General features: G+C 71.0%; 15 protein-coding genes and 3 pseudogenes. 4 read left to right on the forward strand and 14 right to left on the reverse strand.

What is annotated here, in order from left to right:
* Window positions 1-8: 8 nt before the first annotated feature.
* Window positions 9-1,479: pseudogene (locus BJF85_RS19875) on the reverse strand (NAD(P)H-hydrate dehydratase).
* Between the two features lie 3 nt (window positions 1,480-1,482).
* Window positions 1,483-3,348: a glutamine--fructose-6-phosphate transaminase (isomerizing) gene (gene glmS, locus BJF85_RS19880; RefSeq protein WP_075849600.1), complete on the reverse strand. Its 1,866-nt coding sequence runs from the start codon at window positions 3,346-3,348 to the stop codon at window positions 1,483-1,485.
* A 130-nt stretch (window positions 3,349-3,478) separates the two neighbouring features.
* Between glmS and BJF85_RS19885 the strand changes: the two are divergent.
* Window positions 3,479-4,290 (forward strand): annotated as a pseudogene (locus tag BJF85_RS19885) (dienelactone hydrolase family protein).
* Between the two features lie 48 nt (window positions 4,291-4,338).
* On the opposite strand, the gene BJF85_RS19890 reads toward BJF85_RS19885, so the two are convergent.
* Genes BJF85_RS19890 through BJF85_RS28535 form a run of 3 tightly spaced genes read right to left on the reverse strand, consistent with a single transcriptional unit; the run spans window position 4,339 to window position 7,261 of the window.
* Complete coding sequence (locus tag BJF85_RS19890; RefSeq protein WP_075849601.1) at window positions 4,339-4,770, reverse strand: hypothetical protein; 432 nt, start codon at window positions 4,768-4,770, stop codon at window positions 4,339-4,341.
* Between the two features lie 20 nt (window positions 4,771-4,790).
* Window positions 4,791-4,982: a hypothetical protein gene (locus BJF85_RS19895; protein ID WP_075849602.1), complete on the reverse strand. Its 192-nt coding sequence runs from the start codon at window positions 4,980-4,982 to the stop codon at window positions 4,791-4,793.
* Window positions 4,964-7,261, reverse strand: a complete 2,298-nt coding sequence (locus BJF85_RS28535) for a hypothetical protein (protein WP_187346942.1) — start codon at window positions 7,259-7,261, stop codon at window positions 4,964-4,966. The genes BJF85_RS19895 and BJF85_RS28535 overlap by 19 nt, the downstream gene beginning before the upstream one ends.
* A gap of 4 nt (window positions 7,262-7,265) precedes the next feature.
* Between BJF85_RS28535 and BJF85_RS27545 the strand changes: the two genes are divergently transcribed.
* Window positions 7,266-7,658 carry a hypothetical protein gene (locus BJF85_RS27545; RefSeq protein ID WP_139320742.1) on the forward strand — a complete coding sequence of 131 codons (393 nt, stop codon included), beginning with the start codon at window positions 7,266-7,268 and terminating at the stop codon, window positions 7,656-7,658.
* 123 nt (window positions 7,659-7,781) lie between these two features.
* Here BJF85_RS27545 and BJF85_RS19910 read toward each other — a convergent pair whose 3' ends face one another.
* The 8 genes from BJF85_RS19910 to eccCa all read right to left on the reverse strand — a co-directional run bounded on the left by BJF85_RS19910 (window position 7,782) and on the right by eccCa (window position 18,418).
* Window positions 7,782-8,123: a hypothetical protein gene (locus tag BJF85_RS19910; RefSeq protein ID WP_139320743.1), complete on the reverse strand. Its 342-nt coding sequence runs from the start codon at window positions 8,121-8,123 to the stop codon at window positions 7,782-7,784.
* 231 nt (window positions 8,124-8,354) lie between these two features.
* Window positions 8,355-9,695: a phosphoglucosamine mutase gene (gene glmM, locus BJF85_RS19915; RefSeq protein WP_075849605.1), complete on the reverse strand. Its 1,341-nt coding sequence runs from the start codon at window positions 9,693-9,695 to the stop codon at window positions 8,355-8,357.
* A 265-nt stretch (window positions 9,696-9,960) separates the two neighbouring features.
* The gene (gene rpsI, locus BJF85_RS19920; protein WP_075849606.1) at window positions 9,961-10,431 is read right to left on the reverse strand and encodes a 30S ribosomal protein S9; all 471 of its coding nucleotides are present in this window, start codon (window positions 10,429-10,431) and stop codon (window positions 9,961-9,963) included.
* Between the two features lie 14 nt (window positions 10,432-10,445).
* Window positions 10,446-10,898 (reverse strand): 50S ribosomal protein L13, encoded by a 453-nt coding sequence (rplM, locus tag BJF85_RS19925; RefSeq protein ID WP_075849607.1) that lies wholly within the window; start codon window positions 10,896-10,898, stop codon window positions 10,446-10,448.
* 324 nt (window positions 10,899-11,222) lie between these two features.
* Window positions 11,223-11,507 carry a WXG100 family type VII secretion target gene (locus tag BJF85_RS19930; protein ID WP_075849608.1) on the reverse strand — a complete coding sequence of 95 codons (285 nt, stop codon included), beginning with the start codon at window positions 11,505-11,507 and terminating at the stop codon, window positions 11,223-11,225.
* Window positions 11,508-11,563: 56 nt separating this feature from the next.
* Window positions 11,564-11,881 (reverse strand): WXG100 family type VII secretion target, encoded by a 318-nt coding sequence (locus BJF85_RS19935; protein WP_075849609.1) that lies wholly within the window; start codon window positions 11,879-11,881, stop codon window positions 11,564-11,566.
* Between the two features lie 275 nt (window positions 11,882-12,156).
* Complete coding sequence (locus tag BJF85_RS30540) at window positions 12,157-14,343, reverse strand: Hsp70 family protein (protein ID WP_255375795.1); 2,187 nt, start codon at window positions 14,341-14,343, stop codon at window positions 12,157-12,159.
* 52 nt (window positions 14,344-14,395) lie between these two features.
* Window positions 14,396-18,418 (reverse strand): type VII secretion protein EccCa, encoded by a 4,023-nt coding sequence (gene eccCa, locus BJF85_RS19945; protein WP_075849610.1) that lies wholly within the window; start codon window positions 18,416-18,418, stop codon window positions 14,396-14,398.
* A 241-nt stretch (window positions 18,419-18,659) separates the two neighbouring features.
* Here eccCa and eccD point away from each other — a divergent pair, with 241 nt between their 5' ends.
* Both eccD and mycP read left to right on the forward strand, forming a co-directional pair.
* Window positions 18,660-20,069 (forward strand): type VII secretion integral membrane protein EccD, encoded by a 1,410-nt coding sequence (eccD, locus tag BJF85_RS19950; RefSeq protein WP_075849611.1) that lies wholly within the window; start codon window positions 18,660-18,662, stop codon window positions 20,067-20,069.
* A gap of 85 nt (window positions 20,070-20,154) precedes the next feature.
* Window positions 20,155-21,726: a type VII secretion-associated serine protease mycosin gene (gene mycP / locus BJF85_RS19955; protein WP_304442321.1), complete on the forward strand. Its 1,572-nt coding sequence runs from the start codon at window positions 20,155-20,157 to the stop codon at window positions 21,724-21,726.
* A 254-nt stretch (window positions 21,727-21,980) separates the two neighbouring features.
* Here mycP and eccB read toward each other — a convergent pair.
* Window positions 21,981-23,587, reverse strand: a pseudogene (eccB, locus tag BJF85_RS31645) (type VII secretion protein EccB).
* Between the last annotated feature and the right edge of the window lie 340 nt (window positions 23,588-23,927).

The following is a 23,927-nucleotide window of genomic DNA, read 5'->3' on the forward strand; positions in this document are numbered from 1 at the left end:
CTGCGGAGTCATGGCCTTCCTCCCACCGCGCCGACCTGCCGGATGGCCTCCGGGACGGCGGTGAGGACCTGCGAGCCGACGTGGGCACGCCGGCGGCGGCGATCAGGCCCGCGCGGGCGTGCACGTCGGCGGCGGCGCCTGCCGCGAGCCACGGGTCGAGCCCGGACGCCAGCAGGCGCCCAGGATCCCCGACAGCACGTCGCCGGAACCGGCGGTGGCGAGCCACGCGCCGCGCGGGCGGTTCACCAGCACCCGCCCGTCGGGCGCGGCGACGAGCGTGCAGTGCCCCTTGAGCAGCACGACGGCGTCGAACCGGCGGGCCGCGGCGAGCGCCGAGGCCACCCGGTCGGGTCCGGGCGCCGCGCCGGTGAGGCGGGCGAACTCGCCGTCGTGCGGGGTGAGCACGAGCGGGGTGTCGGGGTCGCGCGCGTCGAGCACCTCGGGACGGTTCGCGAGCAGCGTGATCGCGTCGGCGTCGGCGCACACGGGCACGCCTTGGCCGAGCACGTGGGACAGGACGTCGAACCCGCCGTGCCCGGTGCCGAGTCCGGGTCCGACCGACCACGCCTGCACCCGGCCGGCGTCGGCGACCGATCCCGTGGCGACGACCTCCGGCCACCAGGCGCGCACGTCGTCGGCGGCCGCGCCCGCGTACCGCACCATGCCGGCCGTCGCGCGCACGGCGGCACCGGCGGCGAGCACCGCGGCGCCCGGGTAGGTCTCGGAGCCGGCGGCGATCCCGGCGACGCCCTGGGTGTACTTGTCGTCGCCGGGGCCGGGCAGCGGCCACGCCGCGGCGACGTCGGCCGCGTCGAGCTGGCGCAGGTCCGGTTCCCGGCCGTGCTGCCCACCGAGCGGCAGGCCGAGGTCGACGAGCGTGACCTCGCCGCACCGGCCGGGGTTGAGCACGTGCACGGGTTTGCGCGCGCCGAAGGTAACCGTGGCGACCGCCTCGACGGCGGGCCCGTCGACGGCGCCGGTGTCCGGGTCGACGCCGCTGGGAAGGTCCACGGCCAGGACGGGCAGACCGGCGCGGGCGGCCCGGTCGACGACGTCCGCGGCGGCCGGGCGCAGCGGCCCGCGGGCCGAGATGCCCACGATGCCGTCGACGAGCAGATCGGCCCGCTCCAGCCGGGCGTCCAGCTCGTCGCCGGTCGACACGATGCGTCCACCGGCCCGTACGAACGCGGCGCGGCCGGCTGCGTGCGCCCGTTCGGGCTCGAGCAGCACCGCGTCCACGCCGACACCGCGTTTACGCAGGAACGCACCGGCCCACAGGGCGTCACCGCCGTTGTTGCCGGAACCGACGACGAGAACGACCCGCCGTCCGGAAACCCCGCCGGTGTGTTCGGCCAGCAGCGCGGCCGCGCGCCCGGCGACGGCGTGGGCGGCCCTGCGCATCAGCGCACCCTCCGGCGTGCGGGCGAGGACCTCGTCCTCCGCGGCACGCACCCGGGCGGTCGTCCACACGCCGCGCACGGCTCACTCCACCGTGACGGACTTGGCGAGGTTGCGCGGCTTGTCGACGTCGTAGCCGCGGGTGCGGGCGATCTCGGCGGCCAGCACCTGCAACGGCACCGTCGACACCAACGGCTGCAGCAGCGTCGGCACGGCGGGCAGCTCGATGAGCTCGTCGGCGAACGGGCGCACCGTCTCGTCGCCCTCCTCGGCGATGACGATCGTCCGCGCGCCGCGGGCCTGGATCTCGCTGATGTTCGACACGAGCTTGGCGTGCAGCACCGCCCGGCCACGCGGCGACGGCATGACCACCACGACCGGCAGGTCCTTCTCGATCAGGGCGATCGGGCCGTGCTTGAGCTCGCCCGCGGCGAAACCCTCGGCGTGCATGTACGCCAGCTCCTTGAGCTTGAGCGCACCCTCGAGCGCCACCGGGTAGCCCACGTGGCGGCCGAGGAACAGCACGGCCTTCGAATCGGCCAGGCGCGCACCGAGCTCGCGCACCTGCTCAACCTTGGTGAGCACCTGCTCGACGGCCTGCGGCATGGCCTCCAGCTCGGCGAACTCGCGGCCCACCTCGTCGGGGTACTTGGTGCCGCGGGCCTGCGCGAGCGCCAGGCCCACGAGGTAGTTGGCGGCGATCTGCGCGAGGAACGCCTTCGTCGACGCGACACCGATCTCGGGGCCGGCGTGGGTGTAGAGCACCGCGTCGGACTCGCGCGGGATCTGCGCGCCGTTCGTGTTGCACACCGCCAGCACGCGGGCCCGCTGCTCGCGGGCGTGCCGCACGGCCTCGAGGGTGTCCATCGTCTCGCCGGACTGGGACACCGCCACGACGAGCGTGTCGCGGTCCAGCACAGGGTCGCGGTAGCGGAACTCGCTGGCCAGCTCGACCTCGACGGGCAGCCGGCACCAGTGCTCGATCGCGTACTTGGCGACCAGGCCCGAGTGGTAGGCCGAACCGCAGGCGACGACGAACACCTTGTCGACGTCCCGCAGGTCCTGGTCGGAGATGCGCTGCTCGTCCAGGACGATGCGTCCGCCGGAGAAGTGCCCGCGCAGCGAGTTCGCCAGCGCCTCGGGCTGCTCCTCGATCTCCTTGAGCATGAAGTACTCGTGGCCGCCCTTCTCGGCGGCCGACAGGTCCCAGTCCACGGTGAACGGCTTGCCCTGGGCGAGCTCGCCGTGGAAGTCGGTGACCTCGTAGCCCTCGCGGGTGATCGTGACGAGCTGGTCCTGGCCCAGCTCGACGGCCTCGCGGGTGTGCTCGATGAACGCGGCGACGTCGGAGGCCACGAACGTCTCGCCCTCGCCGACGCCCACGACCAGCGGCGACGACCGGCGCGCCGCGACGATCACGTCCGGGTGGTCGGCGTGGGTGACGACCAGGGTGAACGCACCCTGCAGCCGGCGGCACACCGCGCGGACGCTCGCCGGCAGGTCGCCCGCCGTGTCCGGGTCCTTGTCGTAGGCGCGCGCGATGAGGTGCGCGGCCGTCTCGGTGTCGGTGTCACTGGCCAGCTCGGTGCCGACGGCCTCGAGCTCGGCACGCAGCTCCGCGAAGTTCTCGATGATGCCGTTGTGCACCACCGCGACGCGCTCCGAGGCGTCCCGGTGCGGATGCGAGTTCCGGTCCACCGGCGGGCCGTGTGTGGCCCACCGCGTGTGGCCCATGCCGGCCGTACCCTCGAACCGCGACCGGCCGGCCTCGTCGAGGGCGCCCACCAGGTTGGCCAGCCTGCCCGCCTTCCGCTCGACGGTCAGCGACCCCGCCCCGTCCAGGACGGCGACACCCGCCGAGTCGTAGCCGCGGTATTCCATGCGTCGCAGTCCACCGAGCACGACGTCCAGTGCTTTCCGGTGCCCGACGTATCCCACGATTCCACACACGTCCCCCAGCGTATCGACCCCGCATCCGGCACCCCTCCCCGCCGCACCCTGCGCGTGTTCCCCCGGGTGGGAGGTGGGTGGGCTGTGTCGGGGGGAACAGCGGCGGGGTGGGTCGAGTAATCTGCGCGGCATGGCCAAGGCGAAGCAGTTGCTCGAGGACCTCACCTTCGCGGGACCGCACGAGGTGCTGCGCGGCGACCTGGCGCTCGTCGGCCAACCCGGCGTGGTCTACACGCCGAAGGAGGGGCGCGGGCTGCCCGCGGTCGCGTTCGGTCACGGCTGGTTGCAGCCGGCGGGCCGGTACCGCGAGCTGCTGCGGCACCTGGCGAGCTGGGGCATCGTCGCGGCCGCGCCGTCCACGCAGCGCGGACCGCTGCCCTCGCACCGGCTGCTCGCCGACGACCTGCTCTCGACCCTCGAGATGGTCACCAAGGTGCGCCTCGGTCCGGGCGCCATCAGCGTCGACCCGCTCAAGCTGGGCGTCGCCGGACACTCGACGGGCGGCGGTTCGGCCGTGCTGGCGGCCGCGAAGTCCTCCGACGTCCGCGCCGTGGCCACGTTCGCACCGGCGCAGACGATCCCGTCGGCGTCGAAGGCCGCCGAGCAGGTCGAATGTCCCGGTCTGCACCTGGCCGCGGCCGACGACCTCGTCGCACCGGCCCAGGGCAACGCCGAGCTCATCACGCGTTCCTGGGGCGGCGAGGCCCAGCTGCGCACCCTGCCGAAGGCTCGCACCTCGCGGTCGCCGAGGGCACGCACTGGAGCCAGCTGCTCGTGCACGGCAAACCGCACCGTGCGACCCAGCGCACCGTCCGCGCCCTGTTCACGGCGTTCTTCCTGACGCACCTGACGGGCACGAAGACGTACCGGCCGCTGCTCGACGACAGCGTGAAGGCCGCCAAGATCGTCGACCTCGACGACGACAAGGCCACCGCCCGCTGACTCCCCGCGCGGCCGCGTACGGCCCGGTCCGCCCCGTTCTGCCCGGGTTCAGCCGAGCCAGGAGCGGTTGGCGAAGTCCTCGTCGTCGTCCTCGTCGCCGGGGGCGCGCCGCGCCCTCGCCGGGGGCTGTGTCGCCGGGTTGGTCGGCGGCTCCGCCGCGGCCGGTGGCGTGTCCTGCGCGGCCGGCTCGTCGAGTTCGTCGGAACCCGGTCCGAAGCTCATCGTGTGGTCGCCGCCGTCCTTGCGGTGGAACCACTCGTTCTTGGCGTTCGGATCCTCGCGGGCGGCCTCGGCGGCCGCCGACTTCTCGTCGAGCTCCTTGCAGCGCGCCTCGTTCGCCTCGCGCCGTTCGCGGGCGGCGTCGCGGATCTCCTGCTGTGTGCGCTGTTCCCGCTCGGAGATCTCGGTGGACGCCGCGCGGAACTTGGCCTGGTTGGCCGCCAGCGCGTCGAGCAACCCGGGGCTCGGACCCTTCGACATGTCGCCATCCCCTCGCTAGTTCACCGGCTGAACGGCAGGACGACCGGTGTGTCCTCGCCCAAGGCGCCGCTGATGCGCTCGTTCGACGGCGTCGCGTCGAACAGGTCGCTCACCGCGCTGAGGACGAACTGGCTCTGGCGCTCCTCGTCGCCGCCACCGCCGCCACCGCCGGCGCCGCCCATTCCGCCGCCCATCATGCCGCCACCGCCCATGCCGGAACGACCGGACTCGTCGCGGCCGCCCTGGCCGCCGTCACCCTGGCCGGCTCCGTCACCACCGTCACCGCCGCCGATCGGCGAGTCGGCGAGGCTGCTGCCGTCGGCGGAGCCACCCGCACCGGGCTCACCCTCGCCGAGCGCGTTGCCGAGCGCCTCACCGGGTCCCGAGCCGCGGGCGACGTCCCGTCGTTCGCGGCCGGGCCCGTGGCGTCGGAGCCGTCGGCGGCCGCGGCCGTCATCGACCCGGCACCGAGGTCGCCCTGCATCGCACCGGAGTCGCCTGCACCGGAATCCCCCACGCCCGGGGCGCCTGCGCCGGGGGCGGAGGAAACCTCACCACCGGCGATGTCGCCCTGGAACGCACCACCGAGACCGGCACCGCCGGCACCATCGGCAGCGGCGGCACCGAGGTCACCGGACTGGCTGCCGCCGACACCGGGCTCGCCGGCAGCGCTGGACACCTCACCGCTCGCACCGCTGGGAACCTCGCCACCGACGCCGGGCGCACCCGGAGCGCTGGAGACCTCGCCGCTCGCACCGCCGGACATCTCGCCGCCCACGCCGGGTACTCCGCCGCTGCCGACGCCCGGCTCGCCGGGGCCGTCCTCGGCGCCGCCGGCGAAGGCACGCATCTGACCGCTCTCACCGGAGGAGTCCCCGCCGAGCCCGGCAGGACGCATGCCGCCCGCACCGGCGCCGGAACCGGAGGTCTCGCCGTTTCCTGTGCCGTTGCCCTCGCCGAGGGTGTAGGTGGTCGGTTCGCCGTTGCCGTCGTCGACGGTGACCGTGGTCGGGCCGTCGGGACCGTCGGGCTGCTCGGCCGTGATTTTCAGGCCGTCCTCTTCGATGCGGATCTTGCCGTCCTCGTCGGGCGTGTACACCTGCTCCTCGCCCGCACCGGCGCCACCCGCACCAGCGGCGCCTTCGGGGCCGAAGTCCTGGGCACCGCCCGGCTGGCCGCCGGGCTGACCGCCGGGCGAGGCCGCGCCGCCTTCGCCCCCGACGCCGGGTTCGGCGGATTCGTTGCCGAAGTCGAGCTTGAAGTCCTTGGGCTCGCCGTCGCCGGTGGTGACGGAGATGTCCATCTCGCCCTTCTCGTTGGGCGCGACGAGGTCGAGCTTGCGGTCACCCTGTTCGACGCTCAGCGTCTCGCGCTCGGCGCCGTCCTTGACGGCCTCACCTGTCTCGGGGTCGATCGGGTACGGCTCACCGGTCTCGGGGTTGATCTCGGCCTGCTCACCGGTGACGGGGTTCTCGACGTCACCGGGCTTGGCCGCGTCGTCGGGCCCGCCCGGAGCGCCACCGCCGGCACCGCCCGGCGGCATTCCACCGCCGCCGCCACCCGGGGGCATTCCGCCACCGCCGCCACCCGGCGGCATTCCGCCGCCGCCACCGCCGCCGGTCTGGCCACCACCGCCGCCACCGCCGGGATCACCGGACGCGCCGGTCTGGTCGCCGCCGGGAGGCTGCCCTTCGCCCTGGCCCTCGCCGTTGCCTTCGCCGTTACCGCCCGGCTTCGCGAACGCGTCCCCGAGCCCCTCGCCGAGGTGCTGCAGGAGCGCGTTGTAGCCGTTCTGGACGTACTCACCGGCGGTGCGGCCCTGCTCGTGGAACGCATTCGCCTTCTCGTCGTAGGCGGTGATGAATTCCGACAGCTTGTTCAGGGTCTCCGTCTCCGCGTCCGTGATCTTCTGGAGCTCGCTGTTGAGGTTGGCCTCGGTGATCGTCGACGCGAAGTGGATGCCGAGGAGCGCACTGATCGGCGAGGTGATCGCCAGGACCCCGCTGAACGGAACCATCATGAAGTCGGTGAGGTGATCCCACCAGCTCTTGTTCTGGACCTCCTCGAGAGCCGCGTTCATCTCCTCGATGGCGCCGGGAAACTCTTCGGCGGCCTTGATGAGGTCGTCGACATTGGTCTGGGTCAGCTCGCCGATCGTGCCGTCCCCGTACAGGTCCAGCACTTTCTGCGCGTACGTGGTGACGTTGGTCTTGACGTCGTCGCCGACCGCCCGTACGTCCTCGTGTGCCCGGCCCAGTGCCTCGGACAACTTCCCGGCGTTGTCGGCGATCTCCTTGTTGGCCCCCTGGGCCGCTTCCTTGGCGTCACCCGTCCAGTCGGAGGTGCCGTCCTGCCAGGACTTGTTCAGGCTCTCCTTCGCCCCGTCGACGTGCCGCTCGCGGCTCCAGCATCGAGGCGTCGCGCCCGAACGCGCCGAAGTCGATTCCGCGGAACTCGTCGAGTCCGGCCTGGATCTCCCCCGGGGTGCCACCCTGGTGCGCGTACTGGCCGTTGCCACCGCCCTCGCCGTCACCGCCGCGGGACAGGTCGGTTTCGACGTACTCGGCCTCACCACCACCGCCACCGGCGTTGATCTTGGGCAAGGCTTTCGCCCGCTCGTAGCGCGGGTGGAAATCCTCGAAGAGTTTGACGATCGACTTCGCCTGGTCGACGATCTCGTCGGAGGTACCGAAACCGCCTTGGGCCAGCTTCTCCTGGGCGTCGTCGATCCGGCCCTTGTTGGCGTTGGTCAGGCTCTCGCGCGCGTTCTGCGCGTTCTGGCTCTTGTTCTCGCCACCCGACTGGACGTCCTCGACGTCGGCGCCGACCTCGCGGGCGTACTGCTCGATCTCGTTGGGGCTGAGCTCGCGTGGTTGGCCAGCATGTAGAGCAGGTTCTGCCGATCCTGCGCCGAGACGCTCTGGTCGTCGAGCATCTCCCGCGCGTCGGCGATCTCCGAGTCGGAGAACTCTGATTCGCGAATCGATTTGGCCGCAGCTTCGTCGAGCTTTTCATGCAGCGGACCGACCATTCCGAAAACCATTACAGCCCCCTACCCTTGCCGGCGATCTCGTCGCGTTCACGGTCTCGCCGTTCTGGTACGACTCCGCCGCGCTGGAGAATTTCCCGCCGAGCTCGCCCACCTGCTTGCCGTACTGCTTGATCGCGTCGGCGTACTTGTCGATCGCGTCCGCGTACTTGGCGGCCGTCGCCTGCCACAACTGGCCGATCTGCCCCTCACCGATCCCAGGCTGCACGTTGCCCGCGGCTTGGCCGAGCTCCTCGCCCTTGTCGCCGTAGGCGCCCCCTGCGCCACCCAGCTTGCCCGGGTCTACCTGGTGTCCACCTGACATCGGTTCCTCCCCCTGATCGGCGTCGTCGTTTTCGCTGTGCGGAGGGTTGGACGCACGGCGGCAGCGTTCGGTGCCATTCCCGGCGCACCGAATCGCCAACGCTCAGAGCAACATACCCAGCACCGGGGGTCGTTGTCGCGGGAACCGGTCACACCCGACGCCAACGGATCCGTTCGCGCAACCAGCAGCGCACGAACGGTGCCGTTCACACCCGCGGCACCGCACGGCGCCTCACGCCACCGTCGCGACGACCCCGGCCAGCCGATCCGCGGCGGCCTGGGCCGTGGCCTCCGCCCTCGCCTCGACCATCACCCGAACGAGCTGCTCGGTGCCGGACGGACGCAACAACACGCGCCCCTCCTCACCCAGCTCGCCGGTCACGGCGTCCACCGCGTCCCGCACGGCCTGCGACGCGGACACCGCGGCCTTGTCGGCAACGCGCACGTTCACCAGCACCTGCGGCAGTCGCTGCATCACCGCGGCCAGCTCGACCACCGGCTTGCCCGTCGCGGCGGCCCTGCTCATCAGGCGCAACGCCGTCAACAGCCCGTCGCCGGTCGTGGCGTGCGCGGGCAGCACGACGTGCCCCGACTGCTCGCCGCCGAGGGCGAACCCGCCGGCCCGCAACTCCTCGAGCACATAGCGGTCGCCGACCTTGGCGGTACGCAACGTGATGTCGTGTTCCTTCATCGCCAGGTGCAGGCCCAGATTGCTCATCACCGTGGCCACGAGCGTCGTGTGCGTGAGCTCGCCGCGCTCGGCCATGTCCAACGCCAGCACGGCCATGATCTGGTCGCCGTCGACGAGGTTGCCCTCACCGTCGACGGCCAGGCACCGGTCGGCGTCGCCGTCGTGCGCGATCCCCAGGTCGGCGCCGTGCTCGACGACCGCGGCCTGCAACGTCTCCGGATGCGTCGACCCGCAGCCCTCGTTGATGTTCACCCCGTCCGGTTCGGCGTGGATGGCGACGACCTCCGCGCCCGCCTGGCGGTAAGCCTCCGGCGCCGCCCACGACGCGGCACCGTTCGCACAGTCCACGACGACCTTCAACCCGGCCAGTGAATGCGGCGTCGCCGCCACCAGATGCGCCACGTAGCGGCCCAGCGCATCCTCGGCGTCACGCACGCGGCCGATCTGCGACCCCGTCGGCCGCACCAGCTTGTCCTCGCTGCTGAGCTGGGCCTCGATGGCGTCCTCGATGCTGTCCGGCAGCTTGTGCCCACCCTCGCCGAACAGCTTCACACCGTTGTCGGGCATGGGGTTGTGCGATGCCGAGATCATCACGCCGAAGTCGGCGCCCAGGTCGCCGACCAGGAACGCCACGGCCGGGGTGGGCAGCACGCCCACCCGCACGACGTCCGCGCCCGCCGACGTCAACCCGGCCACGACCGCGGCCTCCAGCATCTCGCCGCTCGCCCGCGGGTCGCGGCCCACGACCGCCACCGGACGGTGCGAACGGTCGTGCGCCGCCAGGACGCGGGCGGCCGACGCAGCCACCGACAGCGCCAGCTCCGGCGTCAGATCGCTGTTCGCCAGACCACGCACGCCATCGGTGCCGAACAGGCGGGCCATACTTCCTCCAGCTGCAAACACATCGCGTCACCGACGCTGCACGAGCCCACCGGGCGGACTCCGCGTCGCGCGGACAACTTAGCGACACACCCCACCCGTCGACGGGGAGGGTGAGGGCGCCGGCTCGCACCTTCGTGTGCTTCGCATCAAGTGTGCGTGGTGCAGGCCCTGAACGCGCGAAAGCGCCCACCCGTGTATCGGATGGGCGCTGTCGCGCGTTGCCCCGCACCGGCGTCGATGCGAGACATGCCACTGACGTCGAAGGTCAGCGCTTCGAGTACTGCGGAGCCTTACGGGCCTTCTTGAGGCCGTACTTCTTGCGCTCGGTCGCACGCGCGTCACGCGTGAGGAAGCCGGCCTTCTTCAGCGCCGGACGGTCGTCGGCGTCGATCTCGGCGAGCGCACGGGCGATGGCCAGGCGCAGCGCACCGGCCTGGCCCGACGGGCCGCCGCCGCGCAGGTTGGCGGCGATGTCGAAGGACTCGGGCTTCTCGACCGTGACCAGCGGCTCACGGATGAGCTGCTGGTGCACCTTGTTCGGGAAGTAGTCCTCGATCGGCTTGCCGTTGAGCTTGAACTGGCCGCTGCCGGGCACGAGACGCACCCGGACGACGGCCTCCTTGCGCCGGCCGACCGTTTGCGCGGTGCCACCGGCGGCGCGAGACGGCTTCGGCGCGGCCGGCGTCTCGCTCGTCACAGCCGCTTCGGTGGCGGCCTCGGTCTCGGTGCTGGTCACAGGCTGTTCCTCACTCACTTGGTCACCTGAGCGATCTTGGTGATCTCGTGGGGCTGCGGGCTCTGCGCGGCGTGCGGGTGCTCCGGGCCGGCGTAAACCTTCAGCTTCTTCCCCATGGCACGGCCGAGCTTGTTCTTCGGCAGCATGCCCTTGACGGTCTTCTCGACAAGACGCTCCGGCTTGGTGTCCAGCAGCTCGCCGAACGACTGCTTGCGCAGACCGCCCGGGTAACCGCTGTGGCGGTACGCGAACTTCTGCTCGCGCTTGTTGCCGGTGAGAGCCACCTTGTCGGCGTTCACGATGATGACGAAGTCACCCGTGTCCACGTGCGGGGCGTAGATCGGCTTGTGCTTGCCGCGCAGCAGCGTGGCAACCTCGGTCGCGAGCCGGCCGAGCACGACGTCCTGGGCGTCGATCACGTGCCAGGCACGGGTGACATCGCCGGGCTTAGGGCTGTACGTGGGCAAGGGTCTACCTCGTCGTCAAGATTGCTTGTGGGTACGTGCGGGCTGGGCGCAAACACTCGGCGCGCGCACAGACTACGAAGATACCCGGTCGCCTCGGAGCGCATGGAGGCGGGGTCGACCGGGCCGTCATCTTAATGTCATCCACCGTCTCCCCGCGACAGGCCGCCCCGGCGCGTCCGCGGTTCACCGAGGGTGGTGACCCCGGACATGCAGAACGGGCCCGGCCTGGTGGCCGGGCCCGTTCTCGTGGTGTTCAGCCGTGGCTTGCCGCCGGAGTGGTGACCACTGCCGGGGACTGCCCCCAGGGACTGAAAGTCACCGCGATCAGAACATCGACTGGATGCCCTTCTCGGTGCCCTGGTAGCCGTCGGCGATCTGCGGCAGCGCCGTGGCGATCTGCGCGAGAACCTGCTTGAGCTCCTCGAGCGAGGTGTTCCAGTTGTTCTGAACCTCGTTCCAGGCCATCATCGCGTCACCCTCCCAGCTCTCGACGAGCGGGGCGAGCTGGCTCTGCAGCTGCTCGAACAGGTTCTCCAGCTCGCCGCCGGTGGCCTTGCAGTCCTCGGCCGCGGTGTGGATCGTTGCGTAATCAACCTTGATACCGGACATGTCTACCCTCCAGAAAGTCTAAGAAAAAATCGAAGTGAATCGGGGTGCGAGAGAAATCAGAGGCCGCCGAGGGCGTTGGAGATGCTGCCGATCGACGACTGCTGCTCCTCTTCCGCCTGCTGGTACTTGACACCGGACTGCTGAAGCAGCTCGGCGATGTCCTGCAGCGCCTGGTTCAGCTTCATGTTCTTCTCGTCGAACGCGTTCATGACGTTCTGGAACGCCTGCGCAGCCTCGCCGCCCCAGCCGGCGCGGGTCGCCTCGATGCGCTCACGCAGCGTCGACATGTTCTGGTCCATGGCCGCCTTCGTCTCTTCGACGTCGCGGTACGCCTGCTGGAACTGTTCCGGAGTTCCTGTAAAGCCGCCTGCCATTGGGATGACCCCCTTCGTCAGTGGTTCAGTCGAGTACTTCCTTGCTGGTACTGACCCTACGACGAAGACCTTCCCATGGTTGGTTCCATGTTGTCCCGCCCGATTGGCAAGTAGTTGCTCCAGTAAACGCGCAAAACGGGAACCGGACGGAACCGAGGGCATTTCCGCAGGTCACAGCGTTCCGAGCCGGTTTCGCATCCGACTTCACCGGTGCAAACCGGACACGGGGTTAGGCCGAACGGACCACGAACGGGGCATCCCCGGGTCGCCGGGGGTCACCGGAGGTCGCCGGCGGGGGAACGCGCGTCAGTTGGTGAATTCGAGGGTGCGGACGATCTGTTCGCAGCCCGCGTCCACCGCCTCTTTCCGCTCCGCCGCATAACAGCCGACGCTGACCTGGACCTGTCCGTTCGCCAGCACGTACCACCGCACCGGTTCGTCGCGTCCGGCGAGTTCTCCCGGTAGTGGATCGTGTCGCGGCCGCCGAACTCGTGGTGCTCGGCGAAACCCTCGTACTGGCCCGGCCGTGACGCCGCGTCCCGGCGGATCTCGTCGAACAGCTGCCTGCGCTGCTGACCCGCGTCGAAGTCCTGCCGGATCTGCTGGACGATCACGCGGTCCGACTCCGAACCGCGCGGGCCGAACGTGATGTTGGCGCGCTCGACGTTCTCGTCGTACTGCTGCCAACCCTCCGGCGCGACGAACGTGTAGGAGAACCGCGAGATCTGTTGGCCCGCCGGTTCGTCGCTGCGCAGGAAGAAGAACCACACGGCGGCGCTGGCCGACAACACGGCCACGACCAGCGCCGACCACAGCAGCGCGCGGCGGCGCCCCCGGGAACCCCCGGACGCGCCGGAACCCGCCGAGCTCGCGGCGGCGGTCGGACCACCGGGCGGCCCCGGCGGCCCGGGCTGACCGGGCTGACCGGGCTGACCGGGCGGACCCGACCGGTGCCCGTGTGCCTGGGGGCCGTGCTGTGTCTGTTGTGCGGGGTGCGCCTGCTGGGGTCCCGGGTGCTGCGCCGGTCCGGGCGTCGCATGTGGACCGGACGGCTGCCGGTGCGGACCGGACGGCTGCTGCCGCGGATACGGCGCCTGCCGCCCTGGCGGCGCGTGCCCACCGACGAATCCCCGCTGCGGACTCCCCGGACCCTGCGCACCGGGCCCCTGCGCACCTGGACCCTGAGAACCGTGCCCCTGGGAACCGTGCCCCTGAGAACCGTGGCCCTGCGAACCATGCCCCTGGGAACCATGCCCCTGGGAACCATGGCCGGGCCTGCGGACGAGGGACGTCGTCTCGTCACTCGCGCCGGGCAGCGCGCCCGGCACGGCACCGCCGCGGTCGGGAATCACCTGCACCGCCCGCAACGCGCCGCGCGCGACCACCGTCTCGGGCTGATCGAGCGTCGTCGGCACCACGCCGGTGCGTTCGTGGATGAGGCGCGACAGCATCGGGATCCGACTCGAGCCGCCGACGAGGAAGATCGCCGTCAGCTGCTTCGGCCGCAGCTGCGCCTCCTCGATCGTCGCCACGGCCAGTTCGACGGCCCGGCCGAGCGGTGCGGCGACGAGCTCCTCGAGTTGTTCGCGCGTCACGTGCGCGTCCGCGAACGGCGGCGGCATCGGCACGTCGGTGTAGGCGTGCCGCGACAACGTCTCCTTGGCGCCGCGCACGTCCTGCCGCAGCACGCGCCGCCGGCGCCGGTCGGCCAGTTCGCGCCCCTGGACGAGTTCCTCCCACGCCTCCTTGTGTTCGTCGGACACGAGCGAACCGACATGCTCCAGCAGCGCCTGGTCGATGTCGGCGCCGCCGAAACCGGGGTCGCCGCGGGTCGCCGGCACCTCGAAGGCGGTTCTGCGCTGCTGCGACTCGGTGCGGCGCACGACGCTGACGTCGATGGTGCCGCCGCCGAAGTCGAACACCGCCATCGTGTCGCCGGGCCGCCCGGTGAACGCGACGGTCTTCTCGGGGTTGTCGTCGGGCGGGGTGTAAGTGGCGGCGTGGAAGACGGCCGCGGCGACGGGCTCGGGCACCAACGCGACCTCCCGGCCCAGCCCGTTGGCCGATTGCCGCAGCAGTCGGGTGCGCACCGCGCCCCAGTCCGCGGGGTGGGTGAGCACGAGCAGATCGATCTCCGCGCCCGCGGCCAACCTGCGCGCCTCCCCGACGGCCCGCGCCAACACCGACCGCACGACGTCGACGACGTTCAGCACGGTGTCGCCGAGCAGCAGCTCGCCCTCGTCGATGCGCCGTTTCGGCGTCGGCTCGAACCGTGCCGGGTCGACCGCGGCCTGTCGTTCGGCCTCCTGGCCGACGAACAGCGTGCCGTCGGCGTGCGCGTACACCGCGGACGGCATGAGCGGCTGGCCGTCGATCACGACGACCTGCGGTTGCCGCTCGCCGATCGCGGCCACGACACACGTGCTCGACGTGCCGAAGTCGATCGCGACGCGAAACGTCACCGGCCGCCCCCTGCCTCAGGGGCGACCGGTGCGTCGGGCGACGACATGCGGGTCACTCGGGATTGATCCAGGAGACGTGCATGAGCTGCTTGCCCACCTTGCGGCTGACCAGGTTGCCCCGGCCGGGCGGCATCGGGGCCGCCTTGACGTTGCCCAGCAGGGTGCCCTCGTCCTTGGACCCGCTCATCACGATGCCCGGCATCGCGATCTCCTTGAGCTTGCCGATGATCGGGTCCATACCGGTGCGCGCGGCACCACCGGTGCGCCTGGCGACGATCATGTGCAGACCGACGTCCTTGGCCTGCGCCAGGTACTCCGACAGCGGCCGCAGCGGGTTGCTCTGCTGCGTGGCCACGAGGTCGTAGTCGTCGACCACCACGAACAGCTCCGGTCCGGACCACCAGGAGCGGTCCTTGAGCTGCTGCGGGGTGACGTCCGGCCCGGGCAGCCGCTTCTGCATCGACCCGGCGACCTCCTTGACGATGCCCTCGAGCTGGTTGGCCGACACGGCGTAGGCCAACAGTTGGTCGCCCTCGACGAAACCGAGCATCGTGCGCCGGTAGTCGACGAGGATGACGACCGCTTCCTCCTTGGTGTACCGGTCGGTGATGCCGCGGACGATCTGCCGGAGCAGGTTCGTCTTGCCGGACTCGCCGTCGGCGTACGCGATGAAGTGCGGTTCGGCGGCGAAGTCGAGGTAGACGGGCGCGAGCTCGTCCTCGTTGACCCCGATGGGCACCAGCTTGGAGTCGCGGTGCTTGTCGATGGCCAGCAGGTCCTCGTACGGCATGTAGTCGGGCAGCAGCCGCACCTGCGGCGCGGGGCGTCCCTGCCACGCGGCGCTGATCTTCTGGACCGCGTCGACGACGCCCTCACCGATGGTCTCCGGCGAGCTCGACCCGTCGATCCGCGGCAGTCCGCCGAGGAAGTGCAGCTTGTCGCGGGTCAGACCGCGACCGGGACGGCCCGCGGGCACGTTGATCGCGGTGCGCCGTTCGATGTCGGACTCGCTCGGGTCACCGAGCCGCAGCTCGAACCGCGTGCCCAGCATGTCCTTGATCGCGGGCCGGATGTCGGCCCACCGGTTGGACGCGATGACCACGTGCACGCCGTAGGCCAGGCCCTGCACGGCGAGCTTGGTGATCTGCGGTTCGAGCTCCTCGAAGTCGTCCCGCAGACCGCGCCAGCCGTCGACGATGAGGAACGCGTCGCCGAACGGGTCCTGCTCGTGCGTGAGGTCGCCGCGCCGCTTGCGGTTGCGGAAGTCGGCCATCGAGTCCACGCCCAGCTCGCCGAAGCGCGCCTCGCGTTCGGCCGCGAGCACCGCCAGTTCGGCGACGATCCGGCGCGCCTTGTCCGGGTCCCGCCTCGCCACGGCCACGCCGCCGACGTGCGGCAGGCCCTCGAGCGAGGCGAGCGTGCCGCCGCCGAGGTCGATGGCGTAGAACTGCGCCTCCTCCGGAGTGTGCGTCAACGCCATCGACATGACGAGCGTGCGCAGCAGCGTCGACTTGCCGGACTGCGGACCGCCGACGATCGCGCCGTGCCCGGCGCCGCCGGAGAAGTCCGCCCACAGCGGGTCGCGCCGCTGCTCGTACGGCCGGTCGACGATGCCCAGCGGCACCTGCAGCTTGCCGTTGCCGAAGAACCCGACGGGCGACAGGCCCCGTTCCTCGGTCGGGTTGAGGTTCGGCAGCAGCGTGTCGAGCGAGTTCGGCTCGTTCAGCGGCGGCAGCCACACCTCGTGCGCGGGCGGGCCCTGGCCGATGAGCCTGCCGACGATGACGTCGAGCTCGCTCGGCTCCACCGCCTCCTCGGACTCGGGTTCCGCGGGCTTCTCGGGTTCGGGTTCCGGCTCGGGTTCCGGTTCCTTGGGCAGTTCGATGTAGTCGGGCACGAACATCTGCGGCCGCTTGTCGGCGCGCACGACCTTCGCGCCGGGCGCGGCGGCCTTGATGCCGGCCGGCCGGTACGGACCCGACACGTACGAGGCCTTGAACCGCTCGAGCGTCGAGGTGTCGTACTTGAGGTAGCCGCCACCGGGCACCGACGGCAGCTCGAACGCATCCGGAACGCCGATCGCGGCGCGCGATTCGGCCGCGGAGAAGGTCTTCAGACCGATCCGGTACGACAGGTGCGAGTCGAGGCCGCGCAGCTTGCCCTCCTCGAGGCGCTGCGAGGCCAGCAGCATGTGCATCTGCAGCGAACGGCCGAGCCGGCCGATCGCGACGAACAGCTCGATGAAGTCGGGCTTCTCGCTCAGCAGCTCGGAGAACTCGTCGACGACGATGAACAGCGCGGGCAGCGGGTCGAGGTCGGCGCCGTTCTCCCGGGCCTTCTCGTACTCCCACACGTTCTTGAAGTTGCCGCCGTTCTTGAGCGCCTCCTGCCTGCGGTTCATCTCGCCGGCGAGCGCGTCCTTCATGCGGTCGACCAGCGTGACCTCGTCGGCGAGGTTGGTGATGACCGCGGACACGTGCGGCGCCTTGTCCAGACCGAGGAACGTCGCACCACCCTTGAAGTCGACGAGCACGAAGTTGAGCGTCGTCGACGAGTGCGTGGCGAGCATGCCGAGCACGAGGGTGCGCAGGAACTCCGACTTACCGGAACCGGTCGCACCGATGCACAGGCCGTGCGGGCCCATGCCCTCCATGGCCGCTTCCTTGATGTCCAGCTCCACCGGCTGGCCCATCTCGCCGACGCCGAACGGGGCACGGTAGCGGTCGCGGACCGGACGGGGCCGCCACGCCTGCTGCACGTCGAACGTCATCGGATCGCCCGGGATGCCGAGCAGTTCCAGCAGCGACGGGTTGGACAGCAGCGGCTGCTCCTCGCCGTCGTCCGCGGCGGCGCCGCCGATGCGGTACGGCGACAACTTGCGGGCCAGGGCCTCGATCTCGACGAGACTGAGCGTGTCGGGCGCGCCGAACCACTCGACGCCGCCTGCGCTGCGCGCACCGAGCTGGTCGGGTTCGACGACCAGGCGCAGACCACGACGGGCGGCCAGGTTGCCGACGGCGTCGGACAGGTCGATGAGCGTGACGCCCACCAGACCCTCCTCGAGGATCAGTCGTTCCTCGCCGGTCACGTCGGCGTCGTCGAGCAGGATGACGATGTGCGGCTGGTCGGCCGGCGGCGTGGCGTTGCGGGAGAAACGCTGCCGATCGGCCAGCTCGTCCTCCAGCCACGCCTCGATCTGCGCGAGCGAACCGGCCATCATGCGCAGCTGGCCGATGCCGTCGGACAACGTGGGGTGCTGGGTGTGCGGCAGCCACTTGGCCCATTCCCACTCGGCCTTCGACCGGCCGGTGGAGGCCACGGCGATGAGCACGTCCTCCGGGCTGTGGAACGTGACGAGCTGGGCGAGCATCGCGCGGGTCAGGCCGCGGGTGCGGTGCCGCTCGCCCTGCATGCCGACGGCGGCGAAGCCGCGCAGGGAGATCTGCGTCGGCAGGTCGGGCACGATCGAGTGCGCGCGCACGAACCGGCGCAGCGCCAACGTCGAGATCGGCTCGAGCTCGTCGACCGGACCGGTCTGCGGCGGCACCAGCCTGGTCGCCAGGCGATGCGCGCTGCGGCCGACGCGCAGGTGCAGGAAGTCCTGGTCGTTCTGGCGGCGCTCCCACATGCGACGGGTCGCGGCCAACGACCACATGATCTGCGGGTCCGGGTGCACCCACTCCAGCGAGGCGCGCTGCTCCTCCATGGCCTCGCGGGCCCGGTCGCGCATCTGGCCGAGATACCGCAGGTAGTCCTTGCGGTCCTCGTTCATCTCGGCCTTCTTCTGCTGACCGCCCCGGCCGCCGCCCGCGAACATGCCGACCATCGACATCATCATCATGAGCGGCATCATCATCATGATCGGGCTCATCATGCCGCCCGATTGGGTGCGCATCGTGAACATCATGCCGACCATGCCGAGCATCGCCACGACCATGACGACCGGCAGGATCTTCATCAGGATGTTGCCGGGGATGTTGCGCGGCACCTCGGGCGGCGGCTCGAGATGAACCTCCCCGCCCGGCGGGCGGGGCGCAGCCAGCCGCGGCGACCGCTTGAACTGCAGCGTGCTCACCGAAAAGACCCCTCTTCAACTCGGCTATTCAAGTCGGCAGACGACCGGCGACATGCTGGCCGAGCCCACACGGTAGCGAACCCGGGCAAGTCGTGATCGGCAGACCGGCCAACTCGCGCCGGTTCGGCCCAATCTCCGGTAGATGAAGACGCCCGGGGCCGCGGACGGTATGTTGCCGTGCGCGGTAGGACTCGCGGTATAAGTACCGGGCAGCGATACATCCAGGTAGGGGGATAGCAAGGTGGCAACGGGCACGACCGTATTCAGCCGGGTGACGGTGGTCGCACCGAGCACCAGGATCGACGTCGCACTGCCGGCCGACGTGGCCGTTGCGGATCTGATGCCGATGCTGCTGGAGATGGCCAAGGAAACCTCTCCCGACGGCGGCACGCGGCACGGCGGCTGGGCGCTGGCCAAGCTGGGCGACGCGCCGCTCGACCCGAGCCGCACCCTGGCCTCCCTCGGCGTCGTCGACGGCGAGCTGTTGCAGCTGCGCAAGCGCAGCGAGAACCCGCCGCCGCCGCTCTACGACGACGTCGTCGACGCGATCGCCGAGGCCGACCCGGACGGCTTCCGGCCCTGGAGCAAGGAGACCGCGCTCAAGATCGGCCACGCCGCGGGCGGGCTCGCCGCGATCCTCGCCGCCGTCTCGATCTTCCTCGGCGGCATCCTCGGCGCCGACAACAGCATGTTCCCGCTGTTCGCGGCCATCGGCTCCGGCATCGTCGCCATCGCCTGCGTCGCGCTCGGCGCCACCCTGGTCCGCGCCTACGGCTCCGTGTCCACCGGTGTGCTCGTCGCCGCCGCGGGCGGGCTCCCGATGGCGTTCGTGGCCGGGTTCTTCATCGTCCCGCTCGACGTGTCGGTCCGGCCGAACCTGTTGCTCGGCAGCGCACTCGTGGTGGTCGTCGCCGCCGCCTCGATCATGATCATGGGCACGGGCCTGACGACGTTCATCGCCGCCGCCACGGCAGGCGTGTTCGGCATCGTCACCTTCCTCGTCGCCACGATCCTCGACGAGCCCGCCCCCGCCATCGCCGCGGGCACCACGGCCGTCGCGCTCGGCTGCATCTCCATGCTGCCGCGGACCACGATCTGGCTGGCCAAGCTGCCGCTGCCGACCGTCCCGGGCACGGCCGACGAGCTGAAGGAAGACTCCGAGGTCCCCGACTACTCCGACATCGAGCAGCGCACCAGCTCGGCGCACAACTACATGACCGGCCTGCTCGTCGGCTGCGGCGCCGTCACCGCGGTCGCGGCGATGATCACCGCGACCGCGCCCAACATCTGGGGCGTGCTGACCGGCGGTGTCGCCACCGCCGCGCTGCTGCTGCGGGCCCGCACCTACGCCAACGGCTCGCAGGCCATCGCGCTGCTCGTCACCGGCATGGTGGCCGCGGCCGGCATCCTCGTCGGCTGGCTGTGGAGCGCCGACCCGTTCGACCAGCTGCTGTGGGGCTCGGTCACGTTCGTCGGCCTGGCCGCGGCGGCCGTCGTGCTCGGCGCGGTCATCCCGCACCAGCGCTTCTCGCCGCCGATCCGCCGCACCGTCGACATCATCGAGGCCATCTGCATCGCCCTCGTGCTGCCGCTCGCACTGGCGGTCATGGAGCTGTACTCGTACTTCCGCCATCTCGACCTCCTCAGCTGAGGTGACTCCAGGGCGGGTGCGGAAAGACAGCTGGCAAAGGGGGTTTCGGGTGCGTTCGGTCCGTAGAGGTGCACACGGCGGTCGGGTGCGGCGCGCGTCGGCGATGCTGCTCACGGCCACCATCGGCGCGACGGTGGCCGGTCTCGGCGTCGTGCCCGCGTCGGCCCAGTCGTCCGACTGGATCCCGCCGCTCGACGCCGGACTGCCCAGCCCCGGATCCCTGCGCTCCAGCGAACCGCCGGAGAACTACCAGCAGAGCGCCGAATGCGTGCAGGCCGCGCAGCTCGACGAGGTCGAACAGCTCCGCAACGCCCCGTGGGGTCAGCAGTACCTGCGCCTGAACGAACTGCACCGGATGATGGAGTCGCAGGGCATGCGGCCCGGTGCCGGGCAGACCGTCACCGTCATCGACACCGGCGTCCGCGACGACCACCCGTACCTCGCCGGGCGCGTCGACGGCGTCCTCGATCTCGTCAGCACCGAGGGCGGCCACGGACCCGGCGTCCTCGACTGCGACGGACACGGCACCGAGGTCGCCGGCATCATCGGCGCGCAGAGCCCCGCCGACGTCGGATTCACCGGCGTCGCCCCGCACGTGTCGATCAAGTCCATCCGCCAGTCCAGCGAGTCGTACGAGAAGGCCGACGAACCGCCGCCGCCCAGCCCCGAGGACCAGGGCGGCGGCGGTGACGGCGGCGGCAACGGCGGCGACGGCGGAGATGGCGGCGGTAACGGCGGCGACGGCGGCAATGGCGGCGGTGAGGACACCGGCGGATCGTCGGCGACCGGACCGGCGCAGCGTCAGGCCGAGAGCAGCGAGGGCGCGGGCACGCTCGCCTCACTCGCCGCGGCCATCATGCGCGCCGCCGACGAGAGCGCGGGCGGCGTCATCAACGTGTCCATCAACAACTGCCAGCCCGCGACCGGCCCCGACCAGATCGACACGGAGAACCGCAAGCTGCAGGCCGCGGTGAAGTACGCGACCGAGGTGCGCAACGCGGTCGTCGTCAGCGCGGCCGGCAACGTCGGCGAGAACTGCCCGCAGAACACCGCGTCCGACAACCTCAACTCGTTCGTCTCGCCGCCGATCTTCTCCGACCACGTGCTGTCGGTCGCCGCGATCGACGAGAGCGGCGGGGCGGCGAACTTCAGCATGAACGGACCGTGGGTCAGCGTCGCCGCACCCGGCACCGACATCATCTCGCTCGACCCGGCGGAGGGCTCCGACCGGCTGGTCAACCAGACCATCAACCCGAACGGCGACGCCGCCCCGATCGAGGGCACCAGCTTCGCCGCGCCGTACGTGGCGGGCGTCGCCGCGCTCGTCCGACAGATGCACCCGGGGCTGAACGCCGAGCAGGTCATGGACCGCATCAAGTACACGGCGCACCACCCGGCCGCGCCCGACGGGCACGACCAGTACATCGGGCACGGCGTCGTCGACCCGATCGCGGCGCTCACGGCCAACGTGCCGGCCGAGCGGAACGCCCAGCCGGTCGAACCCCAGGCGCTGCCCGACGACCTGCCTCCGCCGCCGTACGAGAACTGGACGCCCTTCGCGGTCGCCGTCGGCGGGGCCGCCGGTGCCCTCCTCGCGATCGGCGTGACGATGTTCGTCGTCCACACGGTCCGCCGGAACCAATCCCCCACGAAGTAACCGCCGGTACTCCCCTTGGGAGTACCCCGGGGTTGTTGGGTTGTCCACAGGGGTGTGCACAGGGTGGGTGGTTGTCCACAGGGGTGCGAGCGTCCTTCAGGTGACGCACGGACGGGTGGAGATCTCCATCCGACAGCTGCCTACGAGCCACCGCCCGTCCGTTGCCGCTCCCCCGCGTAGCCCTCGCCGACATGCACGTGCGTGGCGGATATCCGCCCACGGGGCCACGTGTGTCTACTGCGCCGCCAGGGTGCTCAGCCGCCGCCTTGGGCCGCTGCTCCGCCTTCCTCCGGCGGCGGGGCCACCACCGAGTCGTACGTCCGGCGCACGTCCTGCGAGTTCAGGGACGCACCGGCCGGCAGCAACTTGATGATCGTCTCCGGCGCGGGCTGGAAAAGGTTCTCGTTCAACCCGAGCCACTGTGCCGTCGCGACGTTCGGAATGCCGTAGCGGATACCCCGGTCGGAGATCAGCTGCAGCGGGCCCTTGCCGAACGTCTCGCGGCTCGTCGCCGCGCGCACCGGCGCCGCGTAGCCCGGCTGCATGTAGAACTGGTCGACCTTGTTGAAGCCGTCCGGCGCGGCCGTGCCGACGTCGATCGGCTGCGCCCCGTCCGGCAGCGGCGACGTGCGGTGCACGTACACCGACGTGAACGAGTTCCTGGCCGCGCCCTCGCCCTGCACGCGCCAGCCGAGGCACGTGTACGGGCTCAGCTGCTGGTCGACGAGCTCGAGACCCTCGGTCGGGAAGTGGTCCACCTCGATCCGCCGCGGGTCGTTGGCTCCGAACGCCGGCGCGTTGGAGATGTCGGCCAGCGACACGTCGCGCGGGGTCTCCCCCGTGCCCGACTGGTTGCTCGCCAGGATCACGTTCGCCGCGCCCTCGGACACCTCCTGGATGCCGTCCTGGAGCACCACGTACAGCCGCTCCGAGCCCGCGTCGACCACGTTGATGACCGAGCCGATGGGCGGGGTGGCCGTGCCGATCTCGTACTCCGGCGTGTCGCCGCGCCCTCGATCTCGGGCGCCCTGAGCTGGCCCGTGGCGTTCGGGATGGCCTCCAGCAGGCTGGGCGAGATCTTCCGTGCCTGCTGCGCGTCCAGCTGGAACGCGTTGGTCACCGGGTCGTTCGGGCTCAGGTCGACGAGCGCCTTGACCGCGTTGCCCGGCCCCGCCTGCGTGTTCTCCTGGCGGTAGATCAGGTGAGTCTCCTCGCCCTCCTGCGCGAGGATCGCCTGGTTCTGCGGCAGCTCCTGCTGGGCGTCGCCGCCCGAGACGCCGCCGAGCACCTGGCTGGTGACCGTGGCCTGCTGACGCGCCTGCTCCGGTGGCAACGACTCGTCGTAGTCCAGCTCGTCGCACACGGCCCACTGGCTGCGGATCGTCTGGTCCTCACCGGGCAGCAACGGCGGACCGTCCGGGATGCCGCGCAGCCGCACCCGCGCGATGTCGGTCAGCTGCTCGTCCGGGACGACGGTCGGCTCGAGACCCTCCTCCGGCGCCTGCGGCACGCTGCCGTCGTCGCTCTGTTCCTGCTGCTGCGCCATGATGAGGAGCTTGGCCGACGCGACGTTGAACGTCGGGATCATCTCCTCGCCGTTGACGACGTAGACCTGACCCGACTCCTCGCTGATCACGATGCCGTCGTCGGGAACCCGTGGTGCCGGCTTGAAGATGCCGAACACCAGGAACCCCAGACAGCCGAGGGCACCGAGGACGACGCCGACCGTGGTGGCACGCCCGTGGGTTCGCATCGGGTCGTGCAGCATGACCGGGTCCTTGCGCACCAGGGCCGACTGCATGCGCCGCAGTACGAACCGGTACGCCTGAACCTGTGACTTTGTTGTCGGTGTTGACGGCATTCTCGCCCCACTGCCTCCCCATCGCGATACGGTTCCGCAGGATAGCCGTGCGGGACCGGCTGGTGTTGGTTTCTACCAACACCCGCTAGTCTGCGACTCCCCGGGATGGCTGTTTTTGCTGCGTGTTCTTCTCACACGGGCCCGCAGCAGGCGAACCACGTGGATCGCATACCGCCGATCGGGGGAACGCGAGTGACAATGAGGGGAAGAAGTCAGCGGATGTCCGTCACCACGCCGCCGCCACGCTCATCGGGCCCACAGCAGCCGCCCGGGCGCCACCGGGACCGCCGCAGCGTCCACAGGGCCCCGCGGGGCCCGGACGGCCAGGACCCGGCGGCCC

Source organism: Saccharomonospora sp. CUA-673 (genome assembly GCF_001942305.1).
Taxonomy (GTDB): Bacteria; Actinomycetota; Actinomycetes; order Mycobacteriales; family Pseudonocardiaceae; genus Prauserella.

Coding starts and splice junctions, on each gene's coding strand:
- BJF85_RS19890 (WP_075849601.1), bottom strand. CDS start 4,770: ATGTCGAAGGGTCCGAGCCCCGGGTTGCTCGACGCGCTGGCGGCCAAC.
- BJF85_RS19895 (WP_075849602.1), bottom strand. CDS start 4,982: ATGGGCGGTGGCGGCATGATGGGCGGCGGAATGGGCGGCGCCGGCGGT.
- BJF85_RS19910 (WP_139320743.1), bottom strand. CDS start 8,123: ATGTCAGGTGGACACCAGGTAGACCCGGGCAAGCTGGGTGGCGCAGGG.
- glmM (WP_075849605.1), bottom strand. CDS start 9,695: ATGGCCCGCCTGTTCGGCACCGATGGCGTGCGTGGTCTGGCGAACAGC.
- BJF85_RS19930 (WP_075849608.1), bottom strand. CDS start 11,507: ATGTCCGGTATCAAGGTTGATTACGCAACGATCCACACCGCGGCCGAG.
- BJF85_RS19935 (WP_075849609.1), bottom strand. CDS start 11,881: ATGGCAGGCGGCTTTACAGGAACTCCGGAACAGTTCCAGCAGGCGTAC.